Source organism: Actinosynnema sp. NPDC023794, from assembly GCF_040639675.1.
GTDB classification, from domain to species: Bacteria; Actinomycetota; Actinomycetes; order Mycobacteriales; family Pseudonocardiaceae; genus Actinosynnema; species Actinosynnema luteola.
The window spans coordinates 19,204-32,119 of the sequence record NZ_JBFAFR010000035.1 but is presented as its reverse complement, the minus strand read 5'-3'; the positions used below and the strand labels follow the sequence as shown (position 1 = coordinate 32,119).

Below are 12,916 nucleotides of genomic sequence, written 5' to 3'. Positions count from 1 at the left end.
GCGTGGACAGGACGGCGCACGGCGCCGCCTCACCAGAACCGGCCGATTCCGCCACGCAGGTCCGGACAACCCGAGCCCACCACCGTCCAGCCCACTTCCTCGTTGAAGTCCGCCGGACTCGACGAAATGACTGGTGATGACAGCAGACAACCCACATGAGGCCCGCAGCCGGCACCAGGACGCACGGTACGAGCGCGGCCTGGAAACGGCGAACGAGCTGGCCGGACGCGAGGCCGTGCAGGGATTCCTCGATGATCTGGAGCCGATCAGCGGGAGCACCGCACGCCTGGTCATCGAGACGGTCTTCGGGACGCTGCACCACGAGCCGGGGCTGGATCACCGCGAACGGGAGTTGGTGACCCTGACGGCGCTCGCCGTCCTGGGCGACACCGAGAAGGAGCTGGAGCTCCACCTGGCGATCGCGCACAAGATCGGCATCCCTCCCTCCGCCGTCGTCGCGTTGTTCGCCCACATCAGTGCGTATGCCGGGTTCCCGAGGGCGTTGAACGCCCTCGCCGTCGCCAAGGCCTTCTACGCCGATCAGAGACTCCGGCAGCACGAGGATCAGTAGTTTCGTTCGACCTCACGAAAAGGCACACTCATGACTTCACGTTTGGCGGTGCTGTTTCCCGGCCAGGGCGCCTACCTGCCCGGAGTGCTCGCTGATCGAGCACGACACTTCCCCAAGGCGGTCGAGGTACTCGAGACGATCGACGCGGTGGCCACCGAGCACGGCTTCGAGCCCGTGGCACCGTTGGTCCTGGAACGTGACGCAGCCCCGTTGGACGAGCTCCTCGCCAAGAACAGCGACCAACTGGACCTGGCGATCTACGCCATCAACGCGGCCGGTTTCGAGGTGTTGTCCGGGCTCGGACCGCGGGCCGATGTCCTGGTCGGCCACAGTTTCGGCGAGTTCGCCGCGCTGTCGGCCGCAGGAGCGATCTCAGTCGCCGACGTCGCCCGCATGGCGTGCACCCGGACGGAAGCCTTTCGTCGGGCCGATCCGGTCGAGGGCGGGCTCCTCGCGCTGGACGTGCCCGCATGGCGCACCGAGCACCTCGTGGGCTTGCTCGACGATCCCGGGCTCCGCTTGGCGATCGACAACGGGCCGGGACAGACGGTCGTCTCCGGTCCGCTGGCGTCCCTGCGAGCGGCGGAAGCGGTGGCGACCGGCCTGGGCTTCCGCGCCACTCGGCTGCGGGCCAAGTACGCCTTCCACAACCCTGTGCTGCATCTCGCCGCGGACATCTTCCGCGACTCCACGGCAGACGTGCGGTTGACCGAGCCCCGTGTGCCGGTGTTCTCCCCGATCCTGGGCAGGCACGTTCGAACCGTCGCGGACGTCCGGGAGGTGATCACCCGGAACATGGTGGCGCCAGTGCGCTTCTACGATGCGCTGCTCTCCTTGTTCCGGTCGGGCACCACGACATTCGTCGAGGCCGGTGCGCGCCAGGCACTGACCGGCATTGTCAGGTCCTCACTGCCCACCTCCGCGCGCGCAGTTGCGCTGCTGCCCAGCCGTGGTGACGTGGAGGGCATCACCGCCGCCCTCGACGAGGTGGAGTTCCCGGTGAGCTGGAGTCCGCCGCCCGCCCGACCCGGTCCGGACGAGACCGTCGCACGTGAAGCACAAGCGTCACCGCGGGCGGTGGTCCCCGCCGAACAGGATTCGCCGCCCACCCGCGCCGATGTGCTCGCCGAGCTGGCCACCATGTACGCAGAGGACCTCGGTTTCCCGGTGGAGATGCTGTCCTTCGACATCGACCTCGAGGCCGACCTGGGCGTCGACTCCGCCAAACAACTCGCGCTGTTCCAGCGCGTGCGGGAGCAGTACGGGCTGGCCGAACCACCGGCTGAGCGAAGGGTCCGCGCGACCACGCTGGCGAAGATCGCCGAGTTGGTGGAGGAGCAGCGCCGATGACCGCGCCGAGAGAGGCCGACGACCTGGTCGCCGTGGTGGGCATGGGCGTCGCGGTACCCGGTGCCTGCAGTCCCGGTGAGCTGTGGAGGACGGTCAACGGTGGGCACGACGTCTTCAGCGAGCCGGGGGATCGCTTCGAACTGAGCCGGTTCTGGTCCCAGGACCGGCACGAGCCGGACAAGACCTACGCTCGCCGCGCCGGCTACCTGCACGACTTCCGGCCCCACCCCGCTCTGCTGGAAGCGGAGAAGGAGGTGGGTGCCGGCCGCGATGAAGCAATCCGTTGGTTGCGGCACACGGTTCTTCAAGCACGGTCCGGTGTCCGGATCGAACCCGGCTACCGCTGCGGAGCCTACGTCGGCGCTTGGCCCGGAGGCAGCCAGAGCCTCGTCGAGTCGGTGCTGGTGGAGCTCCTCGCCCGATCGGCGCCGGGCGAGGAGCACGTCGGGAGGGTCCGAGCGGCACTGCTCGAGCACTACCGGCACGCGGTGACCCTCGATCAGGCCGAGGGCCCCGACGCTGTGGTGCGCAGTGCCTTCGCGGGGCTCACAGAGCGGGTAGCCGAGGCCCTGGTGGTCGACACCGCGTGCGCTTCCTCGCTCTACGCCGTCGACCTGGGCAGCAAAGCCCTCCTCGCGGGTGAGTGCGAGATCGCGTACTGCGGTGGCGTCAACGTCGTGGATCCCACCATGGCGGTGATGTTCGCCAAGCTCAGCGGGCTCTCCCCTCGCGGTCGTGTCCGGGCGTTCACGGGAGCCTCGGACGGAACGCTGTTCAGCGACGGTGCCGGGCTCGTGGCGTTGAAGACGCTGCGGAGGGCGCGCGAGGACGGCGACACCGTCCTCGGTGTTCTCCTCGGTTTCGGCGGCGCCGCAGACGGCCGCGGCAAGTCCATCTCGGCGCCGAACCCCGCCGGTCAGCAGCGCGCCATACAGCGAGCCCGGACGGTCAACGGTGCGGGGGCGGAACAGGTCGACTGGGTCGTCGCGCACGGGACCGGAACACCGGCAGGCGACGGCGTCGAGTCACAGGTTCTCACGACCCTCGGCCCTGACTCCGGTCAATGGTGCAGCAGCAACAAGCCGGTCTTCGGCCACACGGGTTGGACTGCCGGCGTTCTGTCCCTGATGCACGCGCTGCTGGGTCTGCGCAACGGCTGGATACCCGGGCAGCTCGGAGCGGAGGAGCCGGAGGGCGGGACGACTGGTGCGCGTGTCCGGGTACCGGGCAAGGCCGTGCACTTCCCGCCCAGGCAGGACAGGCCCCGCACCGTTGGAGTATCGGCTTTCGGCTTCGGCGGGACCAACGCGCACCTCCTCGTCGCCGATCGTCCCGACGCCAACGCTCCGCGCTCCGCACCGCCGGTCCAGCCGGACTCCGGGCAGCTGGTGTTGGTCGCCTGGTCGGCTCACCTGCCCGGCGAACCGTCCACCACGTCGATCCGTGACTGGCTGCGCGGCACGGCAGCTCCCCCGGGCGCCGGATTCCCCCGGCCCTACCCCGCGCCGGCGCCCGCCGACGTCCGGATGTCGGGGCGCACGACACCCGTTGTCGACCCCTGTCAGTTGATGGCACTGCAGGTCGCGGCGCGTTTCGCCGCGGAGCACGGTGAGCTGTGGGCGGACCTTCGGGAGACCACGGGAGTGATCGCCGCGCACACGGGGATGCCGCGCGCACTGGTGGGAACCGCGGTGCGCTGCTATGCCCACGACGCGACCTGGCTGCTCGACCAGCATGGTGCCGACCCCGTCTTCTCCCACGTGGCGCAGAGCCTGGAGAGGACCCGTCAACGGTTCCCGGCGACGACCGAGGATTCACAGGCGGGCGTGCTGCCGAACGTCATCGCCTCCCGCATCGCGGCCCGCTACGACCTGCACGGTCCGTGCATGGCGATCGACGCCGGGAGGGACGGCACGTTCGCGGCCCTCCGGGTAGCCCACCGCTACCTCAGGACCGGTGAACTGGACCTGGCGCTGGTCGTCGCCGTCAACGGCAACGGGAGCACCGAGAACGCCGTCCTGGCGAGGCTCGGGCCGGCGCCCCTGGGCGAGGGCGCGTTCCTGCTGGCCGTGACGACGAGCCACACCGCGAGAGAGCGTGGGCTGCCGGTTCTCGCCCGGTTGTCATTCAGCACCGCCCCGCAGGAGCGGCCGGCGGCGACCGAGGGCCGAAGTTACCTGGCGGCCGACCACGCCCTGGCCCTCCTGCACGCCGTGGAGCGCGGCGCCCTGCCCGTGCGGTTGCCCGCCGAGCACCAGGACGCGGCCCTGCTGGCCGAGCCGGCCGAGGAGGCGCACCCGGGACAGGAGGAGCACGGACTCGAGCGTCTGACCCGCCGCTACAGGAAGCAGCTCACGGCCAGGGCCGCGCCCCTCCGCGGTGACACCGGCACCCCGCGGTCACCGTCGCTACCCCGCCGGGGCGTCGTGCTCCTGGCCTCCCCGGATGTCGGTGGGGCGGTCCGCGACGACCTCCACGACAGCGACTCACTCGTCCTGGACCTGCCGGGCGACAGCGGTGGGCCCGTGTCCGCGGCCTCGGTGGACAAGATGCTCAGCGCAGTCGACTCGGCAGCTCCCCACCTGACGGTGCTGGGAGACGTGGCGGCCCTCTCCGTACCACAGGCCCTTGCCCTGCACGACGCGGTCTTCCTCGTCACCCAGCGCCTCTGGTCGCGTTGGCAACCGGAGAGCTCGCTGGCCGTTCTGCTGGGCGGGGCTCCATGCGACCGGACGGCACACCCGGCGGCCTCGCTCTTCGACGGGTTCGTCAAGAGCCTGCGCTGGGAACGCCCGGGCACCGTCGCCTTCACGCTGACCACCGACGAGCCCATCACACCCGACCTGCTCACCCGCGTAGCGCGGGAACGCGCCGCCCGTCCGCTACCGCCTCCCGCCGTGTCCTACCTCCAGGGAAGGCGCTGGACCGAAGCACTGCGCCCAGTCCCCCTCACGACCTCCGTGCCGCCCTCGGGCCTGCCAGTGACCGACGGATCGGTCGGGCTGATCACCGGCGGTGCGGGCGACATCGTCCAGGCCCTGCTCGAAGCCCTGGCAGACCATGTCCGCCCCACGCTGTGGCTCTTGGGCCGCACCGAAGAGCCCTTGCCCGCGGAACTCGAAGGTATCGGAGACGCACGGCTCGCAGGCACCCGCGCCGGCCTCATCCGCCGCCTCCGCGAAAGCCTGCCCGAACCGACCCCGAAGTCCGTGGTCGCCCGCGCGGACACCCTGCTGAAGCAGCACAGGCTGCACCTCAAGCTGCGGGCGCTCAGGGATCTCTTCGGCGAGGACCGGGTGCACTACCTCGCATGTGACATACGGGACGAGAACTCGGTCCGAGAGGCAGTCGGACGAGTGCTGAGCGTCGAAGGGCGGGTCGACTTCGTCGTCCACGCCGCCGGCCAGGTCGCGTCAACCCTCCTGGAGAAGAAACGGCTCGAAGTGTTCCGCGCGGTACGGGACACCAAAGTACTCGGCCACCTCCACCTCAGGTCGGCGCTGGGCCCGGGGCAGCCATCCCTGTGGTGCAACATCGGCTCGTACTCGGGATCCGCCGGATCTCCCGGCGACACGGACTACGCCTCCGGCAACGCCTACCTGGAGGCCACCGCGGAGACGGCCATGGGTTCCCACGAGATCACCGTCGGCTTCACGATGTGGCGCCAGACAGGCATGGGATCCGACGCCCTGTACCAGGAACACGTCTCGCGTCAGGCGCAGTTCACCCCCATATCGACGGCCGAAGGCACCGCGCAGTTCCTCGACGAGCTCGCGGCCGCGCCACGAGCCGGAGGCACGTCGGTCTACCTGGGGAGCACGGAGCGAGACCGACTGCGGCACCACTTCCCAGGCCTGGTGCGCGACGAGCCGCCCGCACGTCCCGCGAGCCGCCTGTGGCCGTCCTGGCGGTCATCACCGCAGGACCCTGCCGGCGGAGAATGGGCCATCCCCATGACCCCGGACGGAGAACCCCACCTCTACGACCACCTGGTCAGCGGCAAACCCACGGTGCCCGCGACGTTCATCCTGGACATCGCCGCGCAGGCCGCGCAAGCGCTGGTCCCGGGAACGTTCACCACCGGGTTCCGGGACGCCCGGTTCGACACCTTCATCCGCCCGTTCAACCGGAGCAGGCCTGCTCCCTTGCGCATCCGGGCGAGATTGGCACGGCGTCAGTCCGGCGACGAGCCCCGGACAGCCGTGGCGGTGAGCATCCACTCCGACACCCTGGGCCCGGACGGTCGGACGCGACCGGGAGGACTCCGCCACTTCGAGACCGAGGTGCTGTTGTCCCGCGAGCCCCTGCCGGACGGCGCTCAGTGGGATCCACCTGCCCCTGTCGCACCCCTGCCCGCCAACGACCCGTACGCCGGGCCAGGGGCCACAGTGTCGCTGCGCGGCCCCTTCCGCAACCTCTCGTGCTGCTCCGTGGACCGCTCCTTCGCGCGCGGCAACTGGACTCCGGAACTGGCGGGGTACCCCGGATTGCGGACGATGACGACGCCGGCGCTGCTGATGTGCGCCGCGCTCAGGACCTCCGCCCTGCGTCCCGCCGCTGACCGCAGCCACCCCCTGTTCGTGCCCCGCTCGGTGTCGCGTGTCCACCTGCACACCCACGGAGCCAACGACCACGACCTGCTGCTCCGTCACGGGCACGGGCTCGTGGTGTCAGTCGGTCCGGACGGCGTCTACCGGGCCGTCACGCCCACCGGCCGGCTGCTGCTGGAGATGTCCGGTGTCGAACTCGTGGAGATGGCGACATGACCGGGCCGACCAAGGCCGTGGAAGGCGCCTGCTGCGTCGTCACCGGCGCCACCTCGGGCATCGGCAAGGAGATCGCCCGGGGACTCGTGGCGGCGGGCGCGCACCTGCTCTTCATCTGCCGCGACCGCGCACGGGGCGAGGCGACGTTGGCCGAGTTGCACCGGAAGAGCCCGTCCGCTGACGTCCGGATGCTCGTGGCGGACCTCTCGGCCTTGCAGGACGTGCGCAGGGTGGCCGAAGAGGTGCACCGACACCTACCGCGCCTCGACGTTCTGATCAACAACGCCGGCACGCACGATCTGCGCCCCGAGGTGAGCGCCGACGGGTTCGACAGGATGATCGCCACCAACCACCTGGGTCCCTTCCTCCTCACCAACCTCGTCGCGGACCTGCTGGAGCGCGCAGCACCATCACGTGTCGTGGTCGTCGCCTCCGAATCGCACCGGAGCGTGCTGCACCTCGATCCCCGGACCTTCGCCGAACCGGGCTCGTACGGACCGATCGGCTCCTTGGCCGTCTACGCCCGCTCGAAGCTGCTCAACGTGCTGGTCACGCAGGAGATCGCACGCAGGTGGACTGCACGCGGCATCACCGCCAACGCCTTCTGCCCCGGCCTGGTGTCCACCGGGCTCGTCAGGAACATCCCGATGGGCGCTCGCCTGTTCTCCCTGGCAGAACGGACACCGCTCGTGCGCAACGCCCGTCAAGCCGCTGAACACGCCCTGCGGCTCGCCGGTGACCCGCGTTTCGCCGGCCGGAGCGGCGGCTTCTACTCCACGACGCCTGGAGCCGCTCTCCTGCCACCTTCCCCTCACCGCTTCCGGACCGGCCTGCAACGCGCCGTCTGGGAGCGGTCCGAAGAACTGGTGGGTCTCTCATGACACGTCCGCCCCGGAGCACGACACGCGCGACACCACCGCAGGAGGAACGACCATGCACGGAACCCCGGCGATAGCCGGGTGGTCCTCGCCCGGCCCGATGAACGGCACCGACACGCTCTTCTGGCGCATGGGGACCAACCCCCTGACCCGTCCACACGTCACCTGGCTCTGGTACCTCGACAGGACACCGGACTGGAACACGTTCCTCGACGGCTGCCAGTGGATCGTCACGAGACTCCCCCGGCTCACCCACCGGGTGGCCGACACACCGGTACGAGCCGGAACCCCGGCGTGGGTGCCCGACCCGCACTTCCGCCTCACCCGGCACGTCCACCGGATGCGCCTCCCGGAGCCGGCCGGCCCGCGCGACCTCCTCGAACTCGTCGAGTGGCGCAACAACGCGGACTTCGACCCCCTGCACCCGCCCTGGGAGGCCACCCTCGTCGAGGACTACCAACAGGACCAGGGCGCGATCCTCCTCAAGTGGCACCACAGCATCGGCGATGCGGTCACCATCGTCTCGGTCATGAACAGAATGCTCCCCGACACCGCACCGACAGCCACCCCCCGCCGGCCGCCGCCCCACGACGAGCACACCGCCCGGCGAACGGCCCCCATCGCGCGTCCACCGTTGTCCTCCGCGGCCCACGGCGTCACCGACGGCACGAGGACCCTTCTGCGGGAGACCGTGCGGTGGCTGACGACACCGCGCGCCACCGGGGACCGGGCCCGCCTCGCCGGCCGGGCCGCCGCGCAACTGCTCCAGCCCGTCACACCGTCGCCGCTCTTGCGCAAGCGCAGCTCCGCGATTTGCTGCGGCATCGTCACCGTTCCCCTGACGGATCTCAAAGACGCCGGTAAAGCCGCCGGTGTGTCCGTGACGTCCGCCTACGTCTCTGCGGTCCTGGGCGCGTTCCACCGCTACCACGCGCACCACGGGGTAAGCCGCAGCAGTGTGCCGACTCTGGTGCCGGTGAACATACGCAAACCCTTCGAGACCGGCGCGGGCAACATCGTCGCCTCGGTGCGCATCGCGGGGCCGATCGGCGACATGCCGGCCTCGGCGCGCATGGCCGCCGTGCACTCCGCGATCACCGAGGCACGCGGCGCCCTTGTCCGGGACGTGTACACCACGCTGGCCGACCTCGGGTCCTGGGTCCCCGGCCTCGTCCACCGGTTGGCCCTGCCCCCTGTGCTGCGGAGCGCGGTCGACATCGTGGTCACCAGCGTTCCCGGGTTCTCCCGCACCACCTACGCCGCAGGCGCCCACGTGGTGAACGCCGTGGCCTGGGCTCCCAGAGGCGGTGCCGCGGCCAACATATCGATGGCCTCGCACGACGGGACCTGCGCGATCGGGACCAACCTCGACCCTGCCGCCGTCACGGACACCGGCCTCTTCCACCACTGCCTGGAACAGAGCCTGCACGAACTGATCACCGGGTGACCGGCCCGCCACGCGACGGGAGAGAACCGCCGTCGCGATGCGGCCCGAGATTCGAGACCCCCCGAACCGACGAACCGACGAACCGACGAACCGACGAGCCGACAGGGAGGCTGGAGCAGTGGGGCTGCCTTTGGAACAGCAACTGCGCGCGGAGAGGCGCCGCCTGATCGCCACCCTGGACCAGCTGTCTGATGACGCATTCGAATCCGGTCGCACGCTGTGCACCGAGTGGTCTCCCCGGGACATCCTCGGGCACCTCCTGGCTGTGGACAGTTTCGCAGCCTCCTACCTCCCCTACGGCCCCTTCCTTCACGCCGCCAACCGAAAACAGGTGGAGCGGGCCCGCCGGCTGCAGCGGGGTCAATTGATGGAACGCGCCCGGATGTGGGCGGACCAGCCGTCCCTGTCCAGCCGAATCGGCGCTGTGATCACCCTTGGTGATCTCGCAATCCACCACCAGGACATCGTGCGGGGACTGGGCTTGCGCACGGACCTCCCGGCCACCGTGCCCACATTCATCCTCTGGGACGGAGCGTTGCTGAGCCTGACCGCCAACCTGAGGATCCTGCGGTACCGGGTGGTGCCCACGGACGGATATCCCGAGATCGGGGCCCGCTCACCGTGCGCGCGGGAGGTCCGCGGCACCAGGGAGGCCCTGGGGATGTGGCTCGCCGGGCGGGATTCGGTGACGGACGACCTGATCTTCACCTGACCGTGCCGATACACCTTGCTCTGTCCAGGATCCCGAGCGGCGAGGGCATCGCTCCGCGGCCGTCTCACACAGCTTGAGGAGGAACCGCATGAACGACCAGCAACCGACCAAGCGGCGTGTTCTGGTGAGAGGAACCTCCGTCCTCTTCTACGAGGTCGGAGAAGGCCCGGTGGTCCTGCTGGTGCCCGGTGTCGCAACCGACCCCCAGGACTGGTTCCCGGTCATGGACGAACTCGCCCTGACACACCGGGCCATCGCGCTGTCGTTGCCCGGCCTGGGCGGCACCAGCCCGCGGCCGGATGTAAGCCCCACCGCGGTGGCCTCGTTCGTCGCGGATTTCCTCGAAGTTATCGAAGTGGATTCCGTCATCGCGGTGGGCCACTCCTTCGGCGGCCTCGTGGTAGCCGAACTGGCCCTGCTGAATCCACCTGCGGTCAGCAGACTGACGCTGGTCGACGCCTGCGGTCTCGGCCGGGCAGTCCACCCGGTGGCCCTCGCGCTGGGCCTGCTGCCCGCGCGCGCGGCCGACATGGCAACCGCCCTCGTCGCTCTGCCCGGCGTCGCCGCCGTGCTCACCCTCTCGAGCAACCTGCTGCTGCGCCAGCCCTGGCGCATCCCCGCGAAAACCTGGGTGGCCCAGTTCCGGCTGGCCCGGTCACGACAGGCTCTGCGGACTTCACTCAAGGTGTTCCGGGCGTGCGGCGGCATCACCGGCCAGCGCGAGAGCATCATCGTGACCGACCGCCTGCACGAGATCGACGTGCCGACCCTGGTGATCTGGGGTGGCTTCGACCAGCTCTTCCCCCTGTGGCAGGGATGGGAGGCGGCACGTCGACTCCCGGCCGGCCGCTTCACCGTCCTGGCGGGAGCGGGTCACGTGTCCTACTTGGACAGCCACGACGAGTTCGTGGACGCACTCGGTTCCTTCGTCCGCGACGACCTGGACCTCACATCGCCGAACGGTCGCGCAAACGCCGACACAGGAGGACATCCATGAACGACGACACCTTGAACGACGAAACGCAGGCGTACGGCACACCGGACGCACCGGAAGCCGGGGTGGACGGCGGCACCCACGTCCCGGAAACCGTCAGAAGCACCGCGCCGACGTACACCGGCGGTACGCAGACCGAACGCGAGGAACGGCACGGAGTCGTGATCATCGGGTCGGGCCTGGGCGGGAGCATCGCGGCTTTCCGCCTCGCCGAGGCCGGCGTGGAGAACCTGGTCCTCGAACGCGGCCGGCGCTGGCCCGTCACACCTGACGGCGGCACCTTTCCCGCTTTCCCTTCCCTGGACCGCCGACTCGTGTGGCTGGAGGACGATTCCACCCCCCTGCCGCCGGCACGTGGGCCTCTGTTGTCCGTGCTCCGTCGCACACTCTCGGCGGCGCTGCCGCGCTCGACCGGACTGCTGGACGTGAACACCCAGGACGGCGTCGTGATCCTCAGCGGCGCGGGAGTAGGCGGTGGAACGCTGGTCTACGGAGGTGTGCTCGCCCAGCCTCGCCCCGACCCCTTCCGGCGCCTGTTCCCCGCCGAGCTGAACTACGACGAGCTCGACCGCGTCTACTACCCCCGGGCGCGCAAGCGCCTGGTGGCCGCCCCGTTCCCCGACGACCTGCTCGCCCGGACGCCCTATGATTCGAACCGCCTGTGGAGCCTCGCGGCGAAACGGTCAGGGCTTTCGACAGAGGCCATCGTGAGCAGTTACGACTTCGACACCGTCCGAGGCGAACTCGACGGCACCGAGACAGCCTCGGCGGTGATCGGCCAGTACCACTTCACCGGCTGCAACAGTGGCGCGAAGCTGAGCGTGGACCGCACATACCTCGCACGGGCTGAGGCATCCGGCAAGACCACGGTGCGCGCACTCCACCGGGTGACCCACGTGTCCCAGGATCTCAAGGGCCTCTACCGCGTGATCGCCGAGCGCCTGGACGAGGATGGAACAGCCGTCGAGCGCCTGGCATTCGTCTGCGACAGACTGATCCTCGCAGCCGGGGTCCACACACCGCGAATCCTCCTCACCGCACGCGAGACCGGCGCCCTGCCGCGGTTGCACGAATCCATCGGAAAGGGCTGGGGATCCAACGGTGATCATCTGACCCTGATCAGGACATCCTTGATACCGATCGGCGCACCACAGGGCGGCCCTCCGGCGGTTCTCGTGCGCAACTCCGACGGCACAGCCGGCGTGATGCACTCGCCCATGCCCTTCCCCGTGGGCTCAGGGCTCCTCACCTGCCTCGGAATGGGCATCTCCGACCACTTCGGACAATGGACGATGACAGCCGACGGCAAGACCAGGCTGAAGTGGAAGGCCGAGTACGACACAACTTCTCGACAGGCCGTGAACGCCCTTGTCCGCCACGTCGCACGCTATGTTCCCGGCGGACGCCCGATGATACCGGGCGAGCCGACCCACCCGGTCGTCGCGCATCCCGTCGGCGGCGTCGTACTTGGCAGAAGCACAGACGCCTACGGCAGGCTGCGCGGCTACAACGGCCTGTACTGCCTCGACGGCGCCCTCATGCCCGGCTCCGCAGCGGCCGTCAACCCGGCATTGACCATCGCGGCAGTAGTCGAACGTTGTCTCGACGAGATCATCGCCGACTTCACTCGCGCGTGTACTCGTTGAGGATGCCGCCCGGGATGGGGGTGCGGTGCAGTCGGTGGGTGTCGAGGTCGTGTACCGCGGTGGGGTGCTGCCGAGCTTCGGGTGGTAGCTGGTCACGAGCCTGGTGGGGCCGGTGTCGGTTGCGGTGGTCTTCCGAACCGACGACCCCGTCAACAGCCTCCTCCAGCATCACCTCATCCCGCCACCGATCACGCCGCGGCCTGCCGGCGTCGAAGAAGTGCGCCACGATCCGCCCATGCCCGGCGACCAGGACCTCACACACCTCCAGCTGCCACGCCCGCGACGTCTCCGGGTCCTGGTGCTCGATGGTCGAGGTACGGCCGTAGAACGCGAACCTCAACCCACCCACCGCAGGAGGTCCCGGATGGACTCCGCGGGCGCCGCAGGTGGCGTCCTCGGTCCACAGTCCCATCCAATCGGTCAGCACATCCCGGGCGCACAAGGCCGCCACGATCCGCCTCCCTCGTCCACACTCGAACTTCGAGGCTGGCACGGCGGCGAGAACCTGACTTGGGACAGGCCCGATCCACCGCACACCACCACCCACTGTCC

9 protein-coding genes are annotated in these 12,916 nt (G+C 69.7%); 8 read left to right on the top strand and 1 reads right to left on the bottom strand.

Going from position 1 to position 12,916, the window contains the following annotated elements:
* The first annotated feature begins 136 nt into the window (after nt 1–136).
* The 8 genes from AB0H12_RS39045 (at nt 137) to AB0H12_RS39010 (ending at nt 12,364) form a co-directional block, all read left to right on the top strand.
* Nucleotides 137–571: a carboxymuconolactone decarboxylase family protein gene (locus tag AB0H12_RS39045; RefSeq protein WP_499630021.1), complete on the top strand. Its 435-nt coding sequence runs from the start codon at nt 137–139 to the stop codon at nt 569–571.
* A 30-nt stretch (nt 572–601) separates the two neighbouring features.
* A complete protein-coding gene (locus AB0H12_RS39040) occupies nt 602–1,921 on the top strand; it encodes an acyltransferase domain-containing protein (protein WP_499630019.1) in 1,320 nt (439 codons plus the stop codon).
* Nucleotides 1,918–6,687: an SDR family oxidoreductase gene (locus tag AB0H12_RS39035; RefSeq protein WP_499630017.1), complete on the top strand. Its 4,770-nt coding sequence runs from the start codon at nt 1,918–1,920 to the stop codon at nt 6,685–6,687. The genes AB0H12_RS39040 and AB0H12_RS39035 overlap by 4 nt, the downstream gene beginning before the upstream one ends.
* On the top strand, nt 6,684–7,568 hold the full coding sequence (locus AB0H12_RS39030) for an SDR family NAD(P)-dependent oxidoreductase (RefSeq protein ID WP_499630015.1): 885 nt from the start codon (nt 6,684–6,686) through the stop codon (nt 7,566–7,568). Before AB0H12_RS39035 ends, AB0H12_RS39030 begins: the two co-directional genes overlap by 4 nt.
* 52 nt (nt 7,569–7,620) lie before the next feature.
* Nucleotides 7,621–9,012 (top strand): wax ester/triacylglycerol synthase domain-containing protein, encoded by a 1,392-nt coding sequence (locus AB0H12_RS39025; RefSeq protein WP_499630013.1) that lies wholly within the window; start codon nt 7,621–7,623, stop codon nt 9,010–9,012.
* A gap of 118 nt (nt 9,013–9,130) precedes the next feature.
* On the top strand, nt 9,131–9,724 hold the full coding sequence (locus AB0H12_RS39020) for a maleylpyruvate isomerase family mycothiol-dependent enzyme (protein ID WP_499630011.1): 594 nt from the start codon (nt 9,131–9,133) through the stop codon (nt 9,722–9,724).
* Between the two features lie 88 nt (nt 9,725–9,812).
* Nucleotides 9,813–10,721, top strand: a complete 909-nt coding sequence (locus AB0H12_RS39015; RefSeq protein ID WP_499630009.1) for an alpha/beta fold hydrolase — start codon at nt 9,813–9,815, stop codon at nt 10,719–10,721.
* Nucleotides 10,718–12,364 carry a GMC oxidoreductase gene (locus tag AB0H12_RS39010; protein ID WP_499630008.1) on the top strand — a complete coding sequence of 549 codons (1,647 nt, stop codon included), beginning with the start codon at nt 10,718–10,720 and terminating at the stop codon, nt 12,362–12,364. The genes AB0H12_RS39015 and AB0H12_RS39010 overlap by 4 nt, the downstream gene beginning before the upstream one ends.
* On the opposite strand, the gene AB0H12_RS39005 is transcribed toward AB0H12_RS39010, so the two are convergent.
* On the bottom strand, nt 12,342–12,704 hold the full coding sequence (locus tag AB0H12_RS39005) for a hypothetical protein (RefSeq protein ID WP_499630006.1): 363 nt from the start codon (nt 12,702–12,704) through the stop codon (nt 12,342–12,344). The genes AB0H12_RS39010 and AB0H12_RS39005 overlap by 23 nt on opposite strands.
* Nucleotides 12,705–12,916 lie beyond the last annotated feature (212 nt).